Raw genomic sequence first — 21218 nt, forward strand, 5'->3', positions numbered from 1 at the left:
CACGCCCGGCGCGCCAACTATGGCGGCGGACGACGTGTGCCGGGTCTCCGGATGTTCCTAGCGTGGCGGGTATGGAGAGCATCGAGAGCCCCGGCGGCGCCCCCGCGACGCCGCCCCCGCCCGCGGCGGGCGTCGCCGTGGCCGGCCTGGCCGCGGGACGGTTCCTGGCCGGGCGCACCGCGCTGGTCACCGGCGCCGCCAGCGGTATCGGGCGGGCCTGCGCGGTCGCCCTCGCCGAGGCCGGCGCGGCCGTCTACGTGGTGGACCGGGCCGCGGACGCCGCCCGTCGGGTCGCCGCCGAGATCGGCGGCACCTGCGTGGTCGCCGACCTGGCCGACCCCGACGCGGTGGACGCGTTGCCCGACGACGCCGACATCGTCGTCAACAACGCCGGGCTCCAGCACATCGCCCCGATCCACGAGTTCCCGCCGGAGCGCTTCACCCACATCCAACGGGTGATGGTCGAGGCGCCGTTCCGCATCCTGCGCCGCACCCTGCCGCAGATGTACGCGCGCGGCTGGGGCCGGGTGGTGAACATCTCCTCGGTGCACGGCCTGCGTGCCAGCCCGTACAAGGCGGCCTACGTGGTCGCCAAGCATGCCCTCGAAGGGCTCAGCAAGGCCGTCGCGCTCGAAGCCGCCGAGCACGGCGTGACCAGCAACTGCGTCAACCCCGGTTACGTGCGCACGCCGCTGGTGGAGGACCAGATCGCCGGTCAGGCCGCCGCCCGCGGCATCCCCCCGGCGGACGTGGTGGCCGAGGTGATGCTGGAACGCACCGCGATCAAGCGGCTGATCGAGCCGGTCGAGGTCGCCTCCACCGCGCTGTGGCTGTGCTCCGCGCACGCGGGCTACGTCACCGGTACCTCGCTGCCGCTCGACGGCGGGTGGACCGCGCACTGACCACCGGCCGCAACGGCCCTAGTGTGGTGGGACCCGCGCCCGCGGGCCCCGCTCCCGTCCCCCTCCCACGGCACGGTGACCCCACATGTCCGAACCGCCCGCCCCCATCGCCGCGTCGATCCGCCTGCTGCTCGACCTCGTCGCGCGGGACGCGCCCGCCGAGGAGTACGGGGCGGTGGCCGCGCGGGCCCGGCTGGACGGGATGCGGCCGGCGGACCTGTCGGAGCTGGAGGCGGCCACCGGGACCGCGCTGCGCATCCGCGGGGCGCTGCGCCAGCACCGGCGCCGGGAGACCGAGTTGGCCGCGCTCTTCGACACCGCCTCGGACCTCGCCGCGCTCCGCGACCTCGACGCGGTGCTCCAGTCGATCGTCCGGCGGGCCCGGATGCTGCTCGGCACCGACACCGCCTACCTGACCCTGCGGGACACCGAGGCGGGCGACACGTACATGCGGGTCACCGACGGTTCGGTCTCGCCTCTCTTCCAGAACCTGCGGCTCAGTTACGGCGACGGGCTGGGTGGCCTGGTGGCGCAGACCGCCTGCCCGTACGCGACCCCGGACTACCGCACCGACGAGCGCTTCCGGCACACCGGGTCGATCGACGAAGGGGTGCTGGACGAGGGGCTGGTCGGCATCCTCGGGGTGCCGCTGCTGCTGGGTTCCGGGGGCCCGGCCGGTTCCCGGGGCGCCATCTCGTCCGGGGTGAAGGGGCGCGGCGGGGACGGCGGCGAGGTCATCGGGGTGCTCTTCGCCGCCGACCGCACTCCGCGGCCCTTCACCCCGGACGAAGTGGCGCTGCTGTGCTCGCTGGCCGCGCACGCCGCCATCGCGATCGACACCGCCAAGGCCGTCACCGACCTCGCCGAGGCGAGCACGGTGATCCAGGCGCACGCCGCCGCGACGCAACGCGCCGAGGAGGCGCACGACCGGCTCACCGACCTGGTGCTGCGCGGCGGCGACCTGACGGAGGTGGCCGCGGCGGTCGCCGGGCTGCTCGACGGCGCGATCGGCATCCACGACCCGCAGGGGCGTACGCTCGCGGCCGTCAGCCGGGGCGGCGCGCCCTTCGTCCACCGGCAGCCGGCGCCCGCCGACCTGATGCGGTACGCCGCCGACGCGAACGCCGCGGCCCGGGCGGTGTTCCGCGACGGCCAGTGGCACTGCGCGGTGCTCGCCGGGCCGGAACTCCTGGGCAGCCTGGTGCTGTACGGGCGGAAGCAGCTCGACGACCCGGACCGCCGGCTGTTCGAGCGGGCCGGCGTGGTCACCGCCCTCCTGCTGCTGCTCAGCCGTTCCGTCGCGGAGACGGAGAACCGGGTGCGCGGCGAGCTCGTCACCGACCTGCTGACGGCGGCCGGCCGTGACCCGGCCGGGCTGGTGGTCCGCGGCCGGCGGCTGGGCGTGGAACTGGACCGGCCCTGCCTGCTGCTCGTCGCCGAGACCTCCGCGGAGTGCCACGACAAGCTCGCCGGCGCGGCCGTCAGCCACCTGTTCGGCAGCGACGGCATCAGCGCCGAGCACGCCGGGGCCGTGGTGCTGCTGCTGCCCGATCACGGCGTGCCGCCCGGCGAGGTCGCGCGGGCCGCGGTCGCCCACCTCACCCAGCTCGTCGGCGCACCGGTCACGGTCGGCGCGGGCGGACCCGCCGCCGGGCCGACGGCGCTGGCCGGCGCGTACGGCGAGGCGCTGCGCTGCCTGCGGGCCCTGCAGTCCCTCGGCCGGATCGGCGACGGCGCCGGCACCCTCGAACTCGGCTTCCTCGGCGTCCTGCTGGGCAACGGCCGCGACGTCGACGCGTTCGTGACCGCCACGCTCGGCCCGCTGCTGGAGTACGACGCGAGGCGCGGCACCGAACTGGTCCGCACCCTGGAGGCGTACTTCGCCTGCGGCGGCACCCTCACCCGCACCAAGGACGCGCTGCACCTGCACGTCAACACCGTGGTGCAGCGCCTCGACCGCATCCACGCGCTGCTCGGCCCGGGCTGGAACGAGCCGGAGCACGCGCTCGAACTCCAACTGGCCCTGCGGCTGCACCTGCTGTCCGGCAAGGCGGCCGTGCCCCGCGCCCGCTGATCCCGGCCGAACCGCGCGGCCCGGCCAGGCTGCCGGGCCGCGCGGGAGGGGTCAGCGCACGGCGGCCGGGCAGCCGCTGTCGGCGAGGACGTAGTACCCGGGCGAGGTCTCCTCCAGGGTGTGGCTGTAGAAGACGTTGTCCAGGCCCATGGACTGGCCGGACCCGTTGGCGTAGGCCACGCCGCCGACGTCGTGCGCGCGGCCCGCCGTGACGTGGCTGTAGTTGCTGCCGGTGAAGCACTGCGCGGGCGGCGGTGTGCTGCCCGACGCGGTCGTGGCGGTGACGGCGGCGGACGCGGCGCTCTCCCCGGCCTGGTTCACCGCGGTGACGGTGTAGGTGTAGCGCGTCGCGGCGGCCAGGCCCGTGTCGGTGTACGAAGTCCCGCTCGTGCTGCCCACCTTGGTGCCGTTGCGGTAGACCGCGTACGACCCCGCGCCGGAGACCGCACCCCAACTCAGGCCCACCGAGCTGCTGGTGACCGTGCCGACGGTGAGGCCGGACGGCACTCCCGGCGGCGTGGTGCCGCCGCCACCGGTGCCGGCGGCGTCCAGGCCCCAGAACAGGCCGGTGTAGTAGGTGGAGCAGATGGACTGGAGGAAGTAGGCGCCCGCGGTGCCGCACTGGGCGGTGCCGGAGCCGGGGTCGACCGCGAGGCCGTGGCCCATTCCGGAGACCTGGTACAGCTCCACGGCGGGCTTGCCCGAACCGTCGTTGTAGATGGTCTGCGTGGTGCCGCCGGTCAGGGTGGCGGTGCTGGAGGGGGTCTGGCCGATGCCCCACACGTCGGTCCACTGGTCGCGCAGCTCGGTGGCGTTGACGGGTGCGACGGTGGTGTCGGAGGTGCCCTGCCAGATCGCCACCCGCGGCCACGGTCCGCCGTAACCGGGGTCCGAGGCGCGGGCCTTGGCGCCCCACTGGGCGGGGGTCAGGTTCTGGCTCGCGCTCTGGCAGCCGGACGCGGCGGCCTGCGTGGTGGCGCACTGCGCGGGCAGGCCCGAGTCGACGGCGCCGCCGGCGAACACGTCCGGGTAGTCGGCGAGCAGGTCCGCGGCCAGGCCGCCGCCCGCGGACAGGCCGGTGACGAACACCCGGTGGGTGTCGGACCCGTACTGGCTCTCGGCGTGGCCGACCATGGAGGCGACGGAGGCCGCCTCTCCCTGGCCGCGGGTGTCCTTGCCCGAGTCGAACCAGCTGAAGCAGGACAGGATGTTGTTGGCGGTGCCGGTCTGCGGGAAGACCACGGCGAAGCCCCACAGGTCGGCGTACTTCTGCCAGCCGGAGTCGGCGTAGTAGTCACTGGCGGTCTGGGTGCAGCCGTGCAGGGCCACGACCAGGGGCGCACCGGCGGGCAGGTTCGCCGGCGCGTACTCGTACATGGTGAGGTTGCCGGGGTTCGAGCCGAAGCCGGAGACCTGCTGGAGGGTTCCGGACGCGGCGGGTGCGGCGGAGGCGGCCGGCGCGGCGGTGGCGGGCCCGGCGGTGACCGCGGCGCCGAGCACGGCCGCGAGCGCGATGACGGCGGCGGACGCGGTGGCGCGGGTCAGGACTCTTCGGATGCCCGAAGTCGACACGTGCATGGGGGGCTCCTGGGTGGGGGGTCGCCGCGTCGTCCGGCGCGGCCACTGGCGCTGGACGCTACGACCGGGTGCCGGGGACATCCACGTGGCGAACCGACACAACAGCGCCCGCTTGCATGGTGGTTGAGGGTGTCGCGGGGCGCTCAGTCCTGCGCGGAGCGCGCCTCGGCGGCGGCCAGCAGATGGCCGGCCACGATCCGGGCGCCCTCGTCGCCGATCAGCGCCGTGTAGTGGTTGGTGCCGGGCATCGCGACCGGCACCACCAGGTCCGGGTCGAGCTTCGCCGCGGCCAGCCGCCCCGGATCGTAGAGGCCCTGCGGTTCGTCCATCAGCCCGCGCTCGGCCCACAGCAGAGGCGTGCGGAACGGCAACCGGTGCACGGCGTCCAGCACTTCGGGGGCGAACAGCCCGACCCCGTCCACACGGACCGCCTCGATCCGGCAGGACGACCGCAACTCCGGTTCCGTGCCGACGAGATCGCGCTGGACGTAGGCGTCCGCCCAGGGTGACCACGCGGCACGGAAGGCGGGATGGGCCTGCCAGTACGCCCGGTACGCGGCGCGGTCGGCGAAGGTCATCGACAGCCGCCGCATCGCCGGGCCGATGACGGCGGTGAGCAGCTCGTCCGCTGACAGCTCCACCGGCGCGGGGAAGCCCACGCCGCCGTCGACGAGCACTGCCGCACCGAACAGCCGCGGGTGGCGGGCCGCGGTGAGCGCGGCCGTGAACGCGCCCATGGAGTGCCCGGTGAGCACCGCCGCGCGCAGCCCGAGCGCGCGGGCCACGGCCGCCGCGTCCTCCGCGTGCGCGGGGATGCCGTACGGTCCGGGCAGCCCGGCGCTGGCCGCGCGACCGCGCAGGTCGGGCGCGATCAGGGTGGCCCGTCCGGCGAGGTGGTGGGCGACCCGGGCCCAGCTCAGCGCGTTGGCGGTGATGCCGTGCAGGGCGAGTACGGCGGGGGCGTCCGGCGCGGCCGCGGGCCAGCGCAGGACAGCCAGTTCGCCGCCGTCGACCGCCACCCGCACCTCTTCGTACGGCGGGTGGCCCGCCGGGTCGGCGGCTCCGCTCCAATTGCTGCTGCCGGTACCGGCGTTGGCATCGGTGGGGCTCATGGCGACGGCTCCTCCCGCAAGGGGACGCTGGGGGACGGGGTGGGATGCGACGGGACCCGGCGTGCGGCGGAGCGTATCCGCTCCGGCAGCCGGACGACCCCGCCCGGCAGGAGGTAGACCACCGCCACGAACAGCGTGCCGAGCAGGAACAGCGGCTGGGACAGCGGCACCCGCAGGACGGCGGGCAGCCCGCCCACCGTCCCGGACCCGGCCAGGTCGCCCAGCCGGTGGTCGGCCCACGTGTACAGCACGCCGCCGATCAGCGGCCCCCACCGGCTGCCGGACCCGCCGAGCACCACCATGACCAGCAGCGAGAGGGTGAAGTCGGAGGTGGTGGTCTGCGGGGTCGCGCCGCCGGTCAGCAGCAGGTGGACGACGCCGCCGAGCGCGGCCAGCGCGCCGGCCAGGACGAACGCCACCAGCTTGAAGCCGTAGGGCCGCAGGCCGGTCACCTCGACCCGGCGCTCGTTCTCCTTGATGCCCTCCCAGACCCGTCCGACGGGCGAGCGGACCGCCCACGTCACCGCCGCGAGCGTCACCAGCAGGTAGGCCAGGCTGATCCAGTAGAGGTTGACGGTGTGCTGGATGCCGATCAGCGCCCCGGGCAGCCGGCCCGCCGGCACCGCACGGCCCTCCTCGCCGCCGGTGGCGCCGCCCGGATCCCGCTCGACCAGGATCGAGCCGGCCTGCGCGAAGGCGAGGGTCACCATCGAGAACGCGATGCCGCCGACCCGCAGGCTCACCGAGCCGAGCAGGGCGGCCAGCGCGGTGCCGGCCAGCACGCCGAGCACGGCCGAGGCCGCGAAGGACAGCCCGGACTCGACCATGATCGTGTTGGTGGCGTAGCTGCCCGCGGCGAAGTAGAGCGCGTGGCCGAAGGAGAGCAGCCCGGTACGGCCGAGCAGCAGGTCATAGCCGGTGGCCAGGGCGCCGAACACCAGGCACAGGGCGAGGAGTTGCAGGTTGCCCGCGCTGCCGATCGGCCCGTCGAGCAGGCCCGGCAGCGGCAGCGCGCTGTAGGGGGCCAGCAGCAGTGCGGCGCCGAAGGCGGCCGGCCACCAGCGTGCGGCGCGGCGCAGCCGCATGGAGGGGGTGGCGACGGGCAGCGGCATGGCGGTGCCCTCCTCCTCGCCCGCGGCCGTGCGGGCGGCGCCGGTCCCTGCGGTGGTGCTCACGCGAGCCTCCCGGTCAGCCCGCTCGGCCGCAGCAACAGGAGCGCGGCCAGGAGCACGACGACGGACAGGTCACCGAGCCCCGCGGTGGTGTAGTAGTTGGCGAACTGCTGGACCAGGCCGACCGCCACGGACGCCAGCGCGGCGCCGGTGAGCGAGCCCATGCCGCCCATCACGACGACCACGAAGGCGAAGATCAGCAGGGACGTGCCCTGGCCGGGATCGACCGAGCCGAAGTAGACGCCGCCCAGCGCGCCGCCGAGGGCCGCGGCCGCCCCGCCGAGCGCGAAGACCAGCGTGAACGCCTTGCGTACGTCGATGCCGAGCGCGGTGACCATGGCGCGGTCCTCCACCCCCGCGCGCACGATCAGGCCGTAACGGGTGCGGCGCAGGAAGGCCTTGAGCGCGACCAGCACCACCAGCGCCGCCGCGGCCAGCACCAGCCGGTTGACGGGGATGCGCGCGCCCAGCAGGCCGAAGGTGCCCGACAGCGCCTTGGGCGTGGGGAACGGCCGCGCGTCGGCACCCCAGATCGCCGACAGCAGCGCGGGCACCGCGAGGCCGACGCCCACGGTGGCCAGCACCTGCTCGCGGGGCCGGGCGTAGAGCGGCCGGATCAGGGCGAGTTCGAGCAGGGCCGCGGCGGCGGTGCCGACCGCGGTGCCGAACGCGACGGCCAGCACGAAGCCGAACCCGCCGGACCCCGCGCCCGGCAGGTGCCCGGACGCGGCCCACCAGGTGGCGTACGCGCCGACGGCCAGCAGCGCGCCGTGCGCGAAGTTGAGCACGTCCATCAGGCCGAAGATCAGCGAGAGTCCGGACGCGATGAGGAAGTACAGCGCGCCCAGGCCGAGGCCGGTCACGGTGAGCAGGATGACGGTGGCCATCAGGCGTCGCCCTCCGCGGTCCGGCCGGCGGGGTCCGCCGGGATGTCGGTGGCGCCCGCCGGGGAGCGGGCACCCGGTGCGGTGGCCCGGGCTGCGGCGGCCTCGGTCGCGGCCTCCTTCGCGGTCGCGGTGTGCGCACGGTCCGCGAACTCGCCGCCGTCCGGGAGCGGTTGACCGAGGCCGGCCGCGACGGAGGACGGGCCGTGCGCCGGGGCGGGTCGCCGCCCGACACCGAGCAGCCGGCGGGCGGCCTCCGCGTCGGCCAGCAGGTCGGCGGCGGGCCCGCGGTGAGCGGTGCGGCCGTCGGCGAGGACGGCGCACTGCCCGGCCAGGCGGCGCACCACGGCGAGGTTCTGCTCGACGAGCAGGATCGGCACGGCCTCCGCGGCGCGCTCCAGCGCGTGCGCGACCTCGGTGACCACCTTCGGCGCCAGACCCTTGGTGGGCTCGTCGGCGATGATCAGCCGGTTGCCGTTGAGCAGGGTGCGCGCGATGGCGACCATCTGCTGCTGCCCGCCGGACAGGGTGCCGGCCGCCTGCCGGGCGCGCTGCCGCAGTTCGGGGAAGAGCTGGTGCACCAGGGCGTAGTCCGGTTCGCCCGCCTCCGGCCGCTCGGCCAGCCGCAGGTTCTCCGCCACGGTGAGCGCGGCGAACACCCCGCGCTCCTCGGGCGCGTAGCCGACGCCGAGCCCGACCAGCTCGTGGGTGCGCATCCGCACCGTCTCCGTGCCGCCGAGCCGGACGCTCCCGGTGCGCGGCGTGAGCCCCAGGATGCCGCGCACGGTGGTGGTCTTGCCCGCGCCGTTGCGGCCGAGCAGCGCGGTGACGCCGGTCGCGGCCACGTCCAGGTCGACGCCGTGCAGGATGTGCCGCCCCCCGATGACGACCCGCAGATCGCGAACGGCCATCAGACCGGGGGGAGTCGGCGGGTGCGCGGGGGTCGCGGCGCTCACAGGTCCTCCCCGAGGTAGGCCTGCTGCACGGTGGCGTCGGCCATCACGGCGTCGGGCGTGTCCAGGGCGAGCAGGGTGCCGTGGTGCATCACGGCGAGCCGGTCGGCCAGGCCGAGGAGGACGTCCATGTGGTGCTCCACCATCAGGACGGTGCGGCCCTCGTCGCGGTGCAGCGAACGGATCAACTCCGTGAGGGCGGGCACCTCTTCGGCGCTGACCCCGGCCATCGGCTCGTCCAGGAGCATCAGCCGGGGCTCGGCGACCAGCAGGACCGCGAGTTCGAGCTTGCGCTTCTCGCCGTGCGAGAGGGCCGCGGCCCGCGCGCCGGCGCGGTCACCCAGCCCGGTCCGCTCCAGCGTGCGGGCCACCTGCGGCCCGAACCGGCCGGCGCGCCGCCAGATCCGGTACGAGCCCCCGGCGGCGGCCTGGGCGGCGAGGCGGATGTGCTCGGCCACGGTCAGCGCGGGCCACAGGCTGGAGGTCTGGAAGGTCCGGCCGAGCCCGCGTCGGGCCCTGGCGTGCACCGGCAGCCCGGTGATGTCGGCGCCGTCCAGCGTGATGGTGCCCGAGGTGGCCGGGTGGAGCCCGCTGATCAGGTTGAACAACGAGGTCTTGCCCGCCCCGTTGGGCCCGATGAAGGCGAGGAACTCGCCCTGGCGCACGTCCAGCGACACGTCCTGCAGGATCGTCGCGCCGCCGACCCGCCAGGCCAGCCCGCTCAGGCCCAGCACGGACGGCGGGGAACCGGCGCCCGGCCCCGGACCCTCCGCGGACGCGGGTGCGCCGGAGCGGCCCGCCGCTCCGGGCCCGCCCGCGCCGCCCGGCCCGTCCCCCGCCACGGAGCGCGCCGTGCTCGCGGACCCCATCCCGCTCAGCCCGCCATCTTCTTGGCCGGCGGCGCGACGCTGCTGCCCGGTACGGCGGCCAGCAGCGCCGGCTTGGCGGACGCGCCGGTCCCGGTCAGCCGGGCCTGGAACATCGGCTGGACCAGCGCGTGGTCGGCCGCCCGCACCGTCTCGCTCCCCTTCGGCCCGGCGAAGGTCCACCCCTCCAGCGAGGAGACCATCGCAGAGGTGTCGGTCGGGCTGCCCTGGATCGCGCGGACGATCATCTGGGCGGCGGTGAACCCGTCGGGGGAGAACAGGTCCGGCGTGCCGCCGGCCTTCGTGATGCCCTGCAGCATCGCGGTCTCCACCTTGTTCCCGGCGCCCGCGCCGGGGAAGTAGTGCGCGATGAAGGAGATCTTGCCGCCCGCGCTGCCGAAGATCGGGTAGGAGGCGACGCCGGCCAGCCCGGTGACGACCTTGGTGCTGCCGAGGACGCCCTGCTGGTCCAGCGCGGTCCACAGCGCCGGCGCGGTCGCACCGGCCCAGGCCACGTAGACCAGGTCCGGCTTCGCGGCCTTGACCTGCCGGGCGAACGGGGTCAGGTCGGTCGCGCTGGGCGGCGCCAGCACCGAATCGACCTTGGCCCCGCCCGACCCGGTGCCGAGCACGGCCTTGACCGCGGTCACGTTGCCCTGGCCGAACGCCGAGTTCTGGGTCAGGACGACGATCTTCTTGCCGGCGGGGTCGCCGATCAGGGACCCGGCGGCGGCGATGTCCTGGTAACTCTCGCGTCCCGAGCGGAAGGTGTACTTGTTGATGCCGGTGATCCCGTCGGTGGCGGCCGGCCCCGCGATGTAGAGCGTCTGGTTCTGCGCGGCGAGCGGCGCCAGTTGGAGGGCCACGCCGGAGTCGGTGGTCCCGGCGAGGATCTTGTAGCCCTTGCCGATCAGCCCCTTGGCGTCGGCGACGGCCGTGGCCGGGTCGCCGGTGTCGTCCTCCTCGGTGACCTGGATCTCGTGCCCGTCGACCTTGCCGGTGCCGCCGGTGGCGTAGGAGAGCCCGGCCTTGAAGCCCTGCTCGTACTGCGTACCGTAGGCGGCGAGCGGGCCGGTCCGCGAGTAGACCAGCCCGACCTTGACCGGCGCGTGCGCGGAACCGCCGCCGCTCCCGCTGGAGGAGCCCGCCGTTCCGGCCGACGAGCAGCCCGCGAGCAGCGCGCTGGCGCCGAGGACGCACAGGGCGAGGAAGGGCCGGGATCCGGGGCCCGTACCGCGGGAACGTGTCATGACCGGCTCCAAAGGGTCTGCCACCCGACGGCAGCACAGGGGGTGTGGGGGGCCCACCGTAGAAGCAGGCCCTGCCCGCCGATATGTGGGCGGTTTCCGTTTCTCCGCGCCCTCACGTGTGGGAGGCGCACATGGACAAGCAACTCCCCGCCGCACCGCGGGGAATGGGTGCCACCGGCGAAAACCGATGGCCCGCCGGCGGGGGCGGCGAGCACAGTGGGGGCGCGCGCCGGGACGGCGCCGCGGCACACGGAACGACGAACGGGGGGCACCACCATGTCCACACTGCGGGTCACCGCCGAACGGCTCACCATCCTCGACCACCCCGATGCCGACGCGCTGGAGCTGGCGCAGGTCGGGCTCTACCGCGCGGTGGTGGCCAAAGGGGCCTATCGGACGGGGGAGTTCGCCGTCTACATACCCGAACAAGCCGTCCTCCCGGAGCCGTTGATCGACGAGCTGGGTCTGACCGGGCGGCTGGCCGGGTCGGCGCGGAACCGGGTGCGGGCGGTCCGGCTGCGCGGCGAGCTCTCCCAGGGCATCGTCTGCCGGCCCGGCGCGCTCGACGGCGTCGACCTGGAGCGCGCCGCCGCCGACGGCACGGACTTCGCCGAGCGGCTGGACATCGTCAAGTGGGTGCCGCCGGTGCCCGTCTCGATGAGCGGTGACGTCGACGCGGCGCCCGACCTGCTGCCCTGGATCGACATCGAGAACCTCAAGCGCTACCCGGACGTCTTCGCCCCGGGCGACCCGGTCACCGTCACGGAGAAACTGCACGGCACGGCCTGCTGCCTCACCTTCCACACCGGTTCCGGCACCCTCGAGGTCACCTCCAAGGGCCTGGGTGCCAGGCGCCTCGCGCTGAGGGAGTCCGACGGCAACCTGTACTGGCGTGCCGTGCGCGGCCACGGCCTGCCCGCGGTGGCGGCCGCCCTGGCCGAGCGGCTGGGCGCGGACCGGATCGGGATCTACGGCGAGGTGTACGGCAGCGGCGTGCAGGACCTCGGCTACGGCGCGAACGCCGGCGCCGGACTGCCCGGCTACGCCGCGTTCGACGTCTGCGCGGACATCGGCGGGCAGCTGAGCTGGTACGACCCGGCCGACCTGCTCGACGGCGAACTGCCGCTCGTCCCCCGGCTCTTCCACGGCCCGTTCGACCTGGACCGGGTGCTCGCGCTGGCCGCCGGCAACGAGACGGTCTCCGGTCGCGAGCTGCACATCCGCGAGGGCGTGGTGATCCGCACCGCCGACGGCAGGTACAGCCCCGACCTCGGGGGCCGCGCCATCGCCAAGGTGGTCGCCGACGCGTACCTGACCCGCAAGGGCGGCACCGAGTACGAGTGAGCCGCGCGACCGGCCGGGGTGAATTCGGTGAAGGGGCGGCATGCTCCGGCGCGGGCTGGGTACGCGCCGGGTTCAGCCACTTGCAGAGACTCCCCGTACCCCGAGTATCCCGAGTACCTCCGAGTGCAGACGCGGCGAGAGGAAGCCACGACGATGACCGACATCAACCCCGACGGTGCCCTGCCCCCGGCGCAGCGCGCCCTCCACGAGATCTCCCACGGCAGCGAGAACGTCATCGCCCTGAGCACGCTCGCGGTCAGCGAGGTACTGCTGCCGGTGCCGGGCGCCGAGGAGCGCCCGGAGACCGACGCGGCGGCCGCCGAGCCCCCCCGCGAGATCCAGCTCCCGGTCTACGAGCAGGAGGACGGCCGCCAGCTCGTCCCCGTCTTCACCTCGGAGACCCGGATGGCCGAGGCGCTGCCCGCCACCCGCCGCTACCGGCTGGTCCAGCTCGCCGTGCTCAGCGGCGCCTGGCCGTCGGACGACCTGATCCTTTCCATCGACACCGGCAACGAGGACGCGCTGAGCATCTCCGGCGAAGGGGTGCGGGCGCTGGCGGGCCTGGTCGGCGGCAACTGAGAGCGCCCACCGCCTGCCGGTACGACGACGGACGGCCCCCGCGCACCGCGCGGGGGCCGTCCGTCGTGCGAGACCTCAGGTGCGGGCGCGGTAGACGACCAGGCCGCCCGGCGCCTTGTCGAGCAGCACCTCCCCGGGCGCCGCGGCCACCTCCCCGTCGTGCGCGAGGTGCACGCCCGTCCCCGGCACGCGCAGCCGCAGCCTCGGCACGGCCGCCGCGGTGTAGACCGGCGAGGAGGTGAGCGCCCCGGTCAGCGCGGCGCCCATCATCCGCGTCCTGGCGAACGGCCCGCCGTCCACCATCCGCACGTCCAGCACCCCGTCGGCCAGGTCGCGCCGCCGCACCGGGGCCGGACCCCAGCTGGAGTAGCGGCAGTTCCCGGCGAACAGCAGCCACACCGAGCGCGGCCGCCCGTTCACCACCACCTCGACCGGCTCGCAGGTGCGCAGGACGTGCACGGCCGCCAGGACGCTCGCCGGCCAGCTGCCCACCCGCCGCGACCAGCGTTCCCGCACCCGGACCAGGTCCGGGTAGGCGCCGATGCTGAAGGTGTTCAGGAAGTGCGCCGACTCCCCGGGGCGCCCGCCGTCCCCGGCGCCGTCCGTGCCGGTGCTGCGCGCCACGTCCACGCGTGAGGCCCGCCCCGCCTCGACCGCGGCGGCCGTCAGTTCGATCGACAGCAGGCCCAGGTCGGCGGCGAAGTGGTTGCGGGTGCCGCCGGGGAACACCGCCAGCGGCAGGCCGTGGCGCACCGCCATCGCGGCCGCCTCGCCCACCGTGCCGTCGCCGCCGCACACCCCGAGCGCGCCGCCCTCCCGCGCCGCCGCCCGCGCGGCCCGCTCCAGCAGTTCGACCAGGTCGTCGTCCTCCGTGCACTCCTCGACGGTCGCCTCCGGCAGGGCCGCGGCGATCCGCACGGCCGGCGTGCTCAGCAGCGCCGGCGGGCCCGACGCGGTGTTCGCCACCACGTGCAGGCCCTTCCCCGCGGCCAGCCGGGGCGCCCGCGCCGGCGGTCCCGACTCCGGCCGCCGCTGCACCGGGAACACCGCCCGCAACGTCAGCGCCGCGCCGACGCCCAGCGCCGCCCCGACCACCACGTCGCTCGGGTAGTGCACCCCCGTGTAGACCCGGGAGAAGGCCACGCTCGCCGCGACCGGCGCCACCGCCGCGCCCCACGCGCCGGACTGCGCGGCCACCCCCGCCGCGAACGCCGCCGCGGAGGCGGAGTGCCCGGACGGGAAGGACGTGGTGAGGGGCTGCCGGTGCAGCCGCCGGATCATCGGCACTGCCTCCAGCAGCGGGCGGGCCCGGCGCACCGCGCCCTTGCCGAGGGTGTTCACCGCGAGCGAGGCCACCGCCAGCGACCCCACCCCGCGCAGCGCGGCCTTGCGGCCGTTGGGGCCGCCGGCGACGGCCATCCCCGCGGCGATCCCGAACCACAGCCGGCCGTGGTCGGCGGCCCTGCTCAGCCGCGGCAGCACGGGCTCCGCACCCGGCCAGTGCCGACCGGCAACCTGCGTGAACAGCACCCGGTCCCAGCTCTTCCACGGATACGTCATGCCGCTCAACTACCCCCCAAAAGCACACCTTCACCTGGAACGTGAGCCCGCGGCGCCGGGAGTACGAACGGTTTGCGGGTGGGGTGCGGATGAGTCGGTACGGTTCGCCGTTGTAGCCGGCGAGCCGAAGGGCGCGCCGGTGTCGAAAGGGAGAGCGCGCGGAGATCGCCGAGGAACGAGGTGATCGAGCACGGTCGACCGTCGACACCGGATCCAAGCGCCCGGAGGCGAGCCGGCGGCAAAAAGGGGCTTGAGTGGGTGCCTCCACGGGCGGACGGTTTCCAGGTGAGGGTGTCGATACGTTCGGCGCTTGCCTGTGAGCGCCCCGGGCCACGGTGGGCCGTTCTTACGTGGGTGCCTCCACGGGCGGACGGTTTCCAGGTGAGGGTGCCGATACGTTCGGCGCTTGCGCGTGAGCGCCTCGCGCCACGGTGGGCCGTTTCTCGGTGTAGGGCATCCACGTACGCGTGGAGGTCGCACTCGACAAGCGGGGACCCCGGAAACGGGGGAAGGTGGGCCGTAGTGCCTAACTTCGCACCTGGAGGTGCGCGATGCCGTGGGCGTATGAGGTGAGGCCCGATCCGGGGTTGCCGGTGCCCGGGTACTGGGAGGCGTGGCTGGCCGCAGCGGCGGCCGGGACCGAGCCTGCCGGGGGCGGCCGGGAGCTGCTGGAGGCGGCCGACGGGTACTGGTCGCGGCGGGCGCTACCAGGGGGCGCGGCACACGTGCTGGCCGCGCCCGGCGCGGAGCAGCTGCTGCTCGCGGTGCTGGCGGCCAGTGACGGCGACCCGGTGCTGGCCCGTCCGGCCGCGGCGTGGCAGGCCCCGGTGGCCCGGCTGCTCGGCCGCCGGGTGCACACCGCGCCCACGCCAGCGGAGGGCGGCGGGGTGCCGGACCCGGTGGCGCTGCTGGAGACGGTGCGGCGGGCCCGGGCGGAAGGCGGCGACCCGCGGCTGCTGGTGCTGTCGGCCGCGGACGACCCGACCGGCACCGTCACCGCGCCGGAACTCCTGCACGAGACCTGTGAGGCCGCCGCGGAGGCGGGCCTGCTGATCGTGTCCGACGAGACCTACTCCGACACCCTGCACCACCGCGAGACGGTCCTGCTCAGCCCGGCGGAGATGCTGCCCGAGCACACCGTGGTACTCACCGACCTCGGCGCGACGCTGGTGCCGGCGGGCGTGCCGGCCGCGCTGGCCCGCTTCCCGGACACCGTGCACGGCACGTCGTGGCGGCAGCGGGCCGTCGACGTGCTGGCCGCGCTGCGGGCGGTGCTGCCCGCGCCCGTCGCCGCCGCGACCGCGTACGTGCTCGGCGAGCCGCCCGAGGTCACCGAACGCAGCGCCGCCGCGAACCGGCTGCACGCCAGGACCGCGGCTGCCGCGTACCGCGCGATCACCGAGGCGGGGGCGTCCTGCCGCCCGCCGAAGGCCGGCTTCCAGCTGTATCCGACCGCCGGGCCGTCGGGGCCGCACGCGGCGCGGCAGGCCGAGGAGCAGTTGAGTGCCGCGCTCGGGTACACGGTGCCCGGCGGGCACCGCTTCGGCGACGACCCGCAGGAGCCGAGGGTGCGGATCGACACCGGGCTGCTGCACGGTGCGACCGAGGCCGAGCGGCAGGCCGTGCTGGCGGCGGCCGACCCGGCGGCGGTGCCGCACGTCGCGGCCGGGCTGGCCGCGCTGACCGCGGCGTTCACCGCGCTGACCGGCGTGGACGTGGTCAGTGGTTCGGCCGACACCGGATCGCGGGGGTCGGGGGTCTGACCTACGTTCGAGGTGACGTTCCAGCCGGGTGGGGGAGCGAGGGAGTGCCGATGAGCGACCAGCGTGCACGCGTCCTGGCCGCGCCCGGAGCCGTGGACGGTCCCGCGGACACCCCTCGCACCGACCGCCCCCGTACCGACCGCCCCCGCACCACCGATGTCCCGGAGCCGTCCGCCGGGCCGAGGAACTGGCCGGCCAGCTTCGTCGACAGGCTCTCCGACCCGCTGCCGATGCCGGGGGTGCGGGACATCGTCCGGCTGGTCCGCGAGTGCGCGGTCCGGCCGCCGTCGCACAGCCTCAAGGACGTGCCGCTGCTGCCGGTCGAGCCCGGGCCACTGCCTTCCGCGGGCCGCGCCACCGTCAGCGTGACCTGGGCGGGGCACGCGAGCTGGGTGGTCAGGATCGGCGGGCTGACGGTCCTCACCGATCCCGTCTGGTCACGCCGCATCCCCGGGACGCCCCGCCGGATCACCCCGGTCGGCGTGCCCTGGAAGGCGTTGCCGCCGATCGACGCGGTCGTCATCAGCCACAACCACTACGACCACCTCGACGCGCCGACCGTCAAGCGGCTGCCGCGCTCCACGCCCTGCTACGTGCCGGCCGGGCTCGGCGAATGGTTCCGGCGGCGCGGCTTCACCCGGGTGGCGGAGCTCGACTGGTGGGAGGGCACCTGGCTGCGCGGGGTGCGGTTCGACTTCGTGCCGGCCCACCACTGGAGCCGCCGCACCCTCACCGACACCTGCCGGTCGCTGTGGGGCGGGTGGGTACTCACCGACTCCGACGGGCACCGCGTCTACTTCGCCGGGGACACCGGCTACGGTGCCTACTTCGCGGAGATCGCCCGGGTGCACCCCGGCATCGACCTCGCGCTGCTGCCGATCGGTGCCTACACGCCGCGCTGGATGCTGCGGCCGGTGCACACCGACCCCGAGGAGGCGGTGCAGGCATTCCTCGACCTCGGCGCCGCCGCGATGGCACCGATGCACTGGGCGACGTTCCTGCTCTCCGGCGAGCCCCCGCTCGAACCGCTCACCCGGCTGCGCGCGGCGTGGTCGGCCGCCGGGCTGCCGCGCGGCGCGCTGTGGGACCTGCCGATCGGGGCGTCCCGGGTGCTCGCCGGGTGAGCCCGCACCGCATCCGGTAAGGACCGTCCCGTCAGGGTCTTGCCCCTTACCGCTTGCCCCTTACCGCCGCTGTCCCGTCGGGACCTGCCGCCTAAGGTGCCGTGCGCGGCTCCTGCTCCGGGCCGTCCCCGCGCCGCTGCTCCGGCGCGTCCTCCTTCGGCTGCCGCATCTTCCGGATCCGCCCGGTCACCGCGGGGACCGCGGCGATCACCAGGGTCATCGCGACCGCCAGCGCCACGCCCTGCCACGGCTTGTCGAAGAGCGACCCGCCGAGTATCCCGATGAGCTGGTACGCCGCCGCCCATGCCAGGCACGCCGGTATGTCGCCGCGGACGAAGCGCCGCAGCGGCATCTCCGCCAGCAGGCACGCCACCATCACCGGGATCCGCCCCGCCGGCACCAGCCGGGACAGCACCAGCACCGCCGCGCCGTGCCGGTCGAGCTGGCGCTCCGCCCGCTCCAACGTGCCCTGCTCGGACCGCTGCTGGAGCCGGTGCAGCCAGCGCGAGCCGTTCCGCGACCGCACCCCGCGCAGCCCCAGCCAGTACAGCGCCACGTCGCCGATGAACGCCGCTACGGACGCCACCGCGAAGACGAGGACCAGCGCGACGGGTTCGGTCTGGTGGAACGCCACCACCGCCGCTCCGGACACGACCGCGCCGGTCGGCACCACCGGCACGAGCGAGCCGAGCACCACCAGGAGGAACAGCGACGGGTAGCCGACCGCCGACTGCGTGCTCTGGGACGCCGGGGAGTTGGCCGCCGCGGCCAGGATGCCGATCATCCGCCGCTCCCGTGACCGGCCCGGCCCGCGGTGGTGACCCGCACGCTCTGCCCGTGCTCCGGCCGGTGCACGGCGACATCCGGCGCGAGTGCGGCGGCGTACCGCTCGAACTCCTCGCCGGGGGTGTGGAACTCGTGCGGGCGCACCGCCTCCATCCCGATCGGCCAGTACGTGCCGTAGTGCACCGGCACGGCCGCCTGGGGCGCGAGGTCGGCCAGCGCACGTGCCGCCCGCTCGGGGTTGAGGTGGCCGGCGCCCAGGAACGGCCCCCAACCGCCCACCGGCAGCAGCGCGATGTCGCACGGCCCGACCGCCTCGGCCATCCCGTCGAAGAGCCCGGTGTCACCGGCGAAGTAGGTCCGGGCCTCGCCCGTCACCACGTACCCGAGCGCGTCGGTGCGCTGCGGGCCGACCGGCAGCCGCCGCCCGTCGTGCGCGGCCGGCACCGCCCGGACCGCCAGCCCGCCGAACTCCCGCACGTCCCCGGCAGCCACCTCGACCAGCCGCAGCCGCTTCCGGACCCGGCGCAGCGCGGGCACCGCGGCCTGCGCGCCGCGCGGCAGCAGCACGGTGGTGCCCGGCGCGAGCCGCGCCAGCGAGCCGACATGGAGGTGGTCGGCGTGCAGGTGCGACACCAGCACCACGTCGGCCCGGGCGGCGGCCGCCGTGGGCAGCGCCCCGCGGCGCCTGCGCAGGTGCGCCAACCGCCGCGTGAACAGCGGGTCCGTGAGCACCCGCACGCCCGAGTCCACCACCGTCACCGTGGCATGCCCCCACCACGTGATCTCCACCGCCACGCTGCCACGCACCCTTCCGGCCGTTCGTCCCCGGGGACCCGGCCCGGCCGCGATCCGCCGTGCGCCGCCCGCGCGCCCGCGGCGTCCGCTTCCGGCCGCCCGTTCGCCGCCGTCCTTGAGCGTATGCCCTGCTCGCGCGCCCCGATCACCTGCGGGACCGCCGGACCGTACCTGCCGATATGGCAGGCTGGGGGCGTGCCTCAGCCGGGAGAGAGTCGGAGACGGGCCGCGAGGCGCAGTGCCGTGCGGACCGTCGGCCGCGTGCTCGCGGTGTGGATGGTCACCTCCGCGACCCTCGCCGTGCTCGCCGCGATCATGCCCGACCTCCGGCTGGAGTCGACCGGCGGCGACAGCCCCACCCAGGTCGCGACCACCGCGGCGCTGGGGGCCGGCGCGTTCGGCGTGCTGAGCGCGCTGGTGTGGCCGCTGCTGGTCCGCGCGCTGCTGCTGGTGCCCGCGCTGGTGCTGGGCGCCCTGGTGTTCTTCCTCAACGGCTCGCTGCTGCTGGTCGCGTTGAGCCTGACCCCGCACGGCCGCGGCGAGGTGACGCCGGCCACCGCCGTGGTGATCGCCGCCGTCATGTCCGCGGCGTCCTCGGCCACGAGCACCGCGCTTGCCGTCCGCGACGACGCCGCCTACGGGCGCCGGCTGGCCCGGCTGGCGGGCCGCCGGCGGCATCACGCCGACGACCCGCCGCTGCCCACCACGCCCGGCACCGTCTTCCTCCAACTCGACGGCGTCGGCCACGAGGTGATGCGCGACGCCCTCACCGGCGTGCCGCCCGTGATGCCCGGCGTCGCGTCCTGGCTCGACGGCACCCACCGGCTCGCCGCCTGGCGGACGGACTGGAGCAGCCAGACCGGCGCCAGCCAGCTGGGGATCCTGCACGGCACCAACCACGACGTCCCCGCCTTCCGCTGGTACGAGAAGGAGACCGGGCAGGTCATGGTCTGCAACCGCCCCTCCAGCGCCGCCGAGCTGGAGCGGCGGGCGGTGCGGCGCACCGGCTGCGGCGGCCTGCTCGTCGACGGCGGGGCCAGCCGCGGCAACCTGTTCACCGGCGGCGCCGCGCAGTCCGCGCTGGTGATGTCGGTGGCGGCCCGGCGGGCGAAGTTCACCCGCTCCCGCTCCGGTTACTTCGCGTACTTCTCCGACCCGGCCAATGCTGTGCGCACCGCCTGGTCCTTCGCCGCCGAAGTGGTCCGGGAGGTGGGGGAGTCCACCGCGGCGCGCCTGCGCCGGGACCGGCCGCGGGTCAAACGCGGCGGCCTCTACCCGCTGTTGCGGGCCTTCGCGACCGTCGTCGAGCGCGACGTCGCGGTCGCGGCCGTCATCGGCGACATGCTCGCCGGGCGCGCCGCGGTCTACGCCGACCTGGTCGCCTACGACGAGGTCGCGCACCACTCCGGGCCGCGCAGCCGCGATGCCCGCAAGGTGCTGGCCCGGCTGGACCGCTCGATCCGGCTGATCGCCGATTCCTCCCGCTACGCCCCGCGCCCCTACCGCATCGTGCTGCTGTCCGACCACGGGCAGAGCGCCGGGGAGACCTTCGAGAGCGCCTACGGCACGGGGCTGCGCGAACTGGTGCGGACCGGCTGCGGGCTCACCGAGCCGGCCGGGGCCACCCGGCCGCGGCGGCCCGCGCGGCGCGGCGGCGGCGCGGAGGCGCGGGGGGCGGCCCGGACCGCGCTGCGGCGGCCCGAGCGCGGTAGGCGGGCGGCGGAGGAGGCGGAGTGCGACGGGCCGCCGTCGGAGCCGGTGGTGCTCGCCTCGGGCAACCTCGGTCTGGTCACCTTCCCCGACATCGCCGGACGCGCGACGCTGGAGGAGGTGGAGCGCCGTTGCCCGGACCTGCTGCCGACGCTGACCGCGCACCCCGGGATCGGCTTCGTCCTGGTCCGCAGCGCCACGCGGGGGCCGGTCGTCCTCGGCGCCTGCGGCTCGCACGAACTGGCCACCGGGCGGGTGACCGGAGCCGACCCGCTGGCGCCCTTCGGCCCGGGCGCCGTGGCGGCCGTCCTGCGCACGGACGCCTTCCCGCACGCCGCCGACCTGATGGTCAACTCCTCCTGCGACCAGGCGACCGGCCGCGTGCACGCCTTCGAGGAGCAGGCCGGCTCGCACGGCGGCCTCGGCGGCCCGCAGACCGACCCGTTCCTGCTCCACCCCGCCGACCTGCCCCTGCCGCCGCACCCGCTCCTCGGCGCGGAGGCCGTCCACCGGCTCTTCCACGGCTGGCTGGCCGCGCCGCCCGAGGCCGAGGCACCGCGGTCCGGGACCGCGCGGCCTGTCCCGGTGCCGCAGGACGCCGCGGACAGCGGGACCTGCCCGCGCCCGGCCCCGCTGCTGTCGCCGCGCTGCCCGGCCGAGGACGCGCCTCCGCCGCTGGCCGTGCACCCGGGGCCCTTCAGCCCCGCGGAGTGAGCGCGGCCGGCGGACCGGCCGCGACGGACGTGACGGGTGCTGCGGGCTCGAC

The 21218-nt window shown here is 75.7% G+C and carries 16 protein-coding genes and 1 pseudogene; 7 read left to right on the plus strand and 10 right to left on the minus strand.

Features of this window, described 5'->3' with window-relative positions:
* Positions 1–71: 71 nt before the first annotated feature.
* Both C4U44_RS09185 and C4U44_RS09190 read left to right on the plus strand, forming a co-directional pair.
* Positions 72–902, plus strand: a complete 831-nt coding sequence (locus C4U44_RS09185) for a 3-hydroxybutyrate dehydrogenase (RefSeq protein ID WP_103885153.1) — start codon at positions 72–74, stop codon at positions 900–902.
* An 85-nt stretch (positions 903–987) separates the two neighbouring features.
* Positions 988–2976 carry a helix-turn-helix domain-containing protein gene (locus tag C4U44_RS09190; protein ID WP_103885154.1) on the plus strand — a complete coding sequence of 663 codons (1989 nt, stop codon included), beginning with the start codon at positions 988–990 and terminating at the stop codon, positions 2974–2976.
* 51 nt (positions 2977–3027) lie between these two features.
* Here C4U44_RS09190 and C4U44_RS09195 read toward each other — a convergent pair whose 3' ends face one another.
* The 7 genes and pseudogenes from C4U44_RS09195 to C4U44_RS09225 all read right to left on the minus strand — a co-directional run bounded on the left by C4U44_RS09195 (position 3028) and on the right by C4U44_RS09225 (position 10791).
* Positions 3028–4554 (minus strand): extracellular catalytic domain type 1 short-chain-length polyhydroxyalkanoate depolymerase, encoded by a 1527-nt coding sequence (locus C4U44_RS09195; RefSeq protein WP_103885155.1) that lies wholly within the window; start codon positions 4552–4554, stop codon positions 3028–3030.
* Positions 4555–4697: 143 nt separating this feature from the next.
* Complete coding sequence (locus C4U44_RS09200; protein ID WP_103885156.1) at positions 4698–5666, minus strand: alpha/beta fold hydrolase; 969 nt, start codon at positions 5664–5666, stop codon at positions 4698–4700.
* Complete coding sequence (locus C4U44_RS09205; protein ID WP_235031951.1) at positions 5663–6751, minus strand: branched-chain amino acid ABC transporter permease; 1089 nt, start codon at positions 6749–6751, stop codon at positions 5663–5665. Before C4U44_RS09205 ends, C4U44_RS09200 begins: the two co-directional genes overlap by 4 nt.
* An 86-nt stretch (positions 6752–6837) precedes the next feature.
* Positions 6838–7725 carry a branched-chain amino acid ABC transporter permease gene (locus C4U44_RS09210; RefSeq protein ID WP_103885157.1) on the minus strand — a complete coding sequence of 296 codons (888 nt, stop codon included), beginning with the start codon at positions 7723–7725 and terminating at the stop codon, positions 6838–6840.
* Between the two features lie 203 nt (positions 7726–7928).
* Positions 7929–8633: pseudogene (locus C4U44_RS09215) on the minus strand (ABC transporter ATP-binding protein); the annotation flags it as partial.
* Positions 8634–8674: 41 nt separating this feature from the next.
* Positions 8675–9544: an ABC transporter ATP-binding protein gene (locus tag C4U44_RS09220; protein ID WP_103885158.1), complete on the minus strand. Its 870-nt coding sequence runs from the start codon at positions 9542–9544 to the stop codon at positions 8675–8677.
* Positions 9545–9549: 5 nt separating this feature from the next.
* Entirely contained in the window at positions 9550–10791 is a 1242-nt protein-coding gene (locus C4U44_RS09225) for a substrate-binding domain-containing protein (RefSeq protein ID WP_103885159.1), read from the minus strand.
* A gap of 276 nt (positions 10792–11067) precedes the next feature.
* Between C4U44_RS09225 and C4U44_RS09230 the strand changes: the two genes are divergently transcribed.
* Together C4U44_RS09230 and C4U44_RS09235 are read left to right on the plus strand one after the other, a co-directional pair.
* Positions 11068–12135, plus strand: coding sequence for an RNA ligase (ATP) (locus C4U44_RS09230; protein ID WP_103885160.1), 1068 nt, complete (start codon positions 11068–11070; stop codon positions 12133–12135).
* 153 nt (positions 12136–12288) lie between these two features.
* Positions 12289–12714: an SseB family protein gene (locus tag C4U44_RS09235; RefSeq protein ID WP_103885161.1), complete on the plus strand. Its 426-nt coding sequence runs from the start codon at positions 12289–12291 to the stop codon at positions 12712–12714.
* Positions 12715–12789: 75 nt separating this feature from the next.
* On the opposite strand, the gene C4U44_RS09240 is transcribed toward C4U44_RS09235, so the two are convergent.
* Complete coding sequence (locus C4U44_RS09240) at positions 12790–14274, minus strand: phosphatase PAP2 family protein (RefSeq protein ID WP_103885162.1); 1485 nt, start codon at positions 14272–14274, stop codon at positions 12790–12792.
* 551 nt (positions 14275–14825) lie between these two features.
* Here C4U44_RS09240 and C4U44_RS09245 point away from each other — a divergent pair.
* Both C4U44_RS09245 and C4U44_RS09250 read left to right on the plus strand, forming a co-directional pair.
* Positions 14826–16037 carry an aminotransferase class I/II-fold pyridoxal phosphate-dependent enzyme gene (locus C4U44_RS09245; protein WP_103885163.1) on the plus strand — a complete coding sequence of 404 codons (1212 nt, stop codon included), beginning with the start codon at positions 14826–14828 and terminating at the stop codon, positions 16035–16037.
* A 50-nt stretch (positions 16038–16087) separates the two neighbouring features.
* A complete protein-coding gene (locus C4U44_RS09250) occupies positions 16088–17161 on the plus strand; it encodes an MBL fold metallo-hydrolase (RefSeq protein WP_103885164.1) in 1074 nt (357 codons plus the stop codon).
* 91 nt (positions 17162–17252) lie between these two features.
* Here C4U44_RS09250 and C4U44_RS09255 read toward each other — a convergent pair whose 3' ends face one another.
* Both C4U44_RS09255 and C4U44_RS09260 read right to left on the minus strand, forming a co-directional pair.
* A complete protein-coding gene (locus C4U44_RS09255; RefSeq protein WP_103885165.1) occupies positions 17253–17945 on the minus strand; it encodes a DedA family protein in 693 nt (230 codons plus the stop codon).
* A complete protein-coding gene (locus C4U44_RS09260; RefSeq protein WP_200823185.1) occupies positions 17942–18742 on the minus strand; it encodes an MBL fold metallo-hydrolase in 801 nt (266 codons plus the stop codon). The genes C4U44_RS09255 and C4U44_RS09260 overlap by 4 nt, the downstream gene beginning before the upstream one ends.
* 276 nt (positions 18743–19018) lie before the next feature.
* On the opposite strand from C4U44_RS09260, the gene C4U44_RS09265 reads away from it, so the two are divergent.
* Positions 19019–21166: an alkaline phosphatase family protein gene (locus C4U44_RS09265; RefSeq protein WP_235031953.1), complete on the plus strand. Its 2148-nt coding sequence runs from the start codon at positions 19019–19021 to the stop codon at positions 21164–21166.
* Positions 21167–21218 lie beyond the last annotated feature (52 nt).

Origin of the sequence: Actinacidiphila yanglinensis (assembly GCF_900107965.1) — a bacterium.
Classification (GTDB): Bacteria; Actinomycetota; Actinomycetes; order Streptomycetales; family Streptomycetaceae; genus Actinacidiphila; species Actinacidiphila yanglinensis.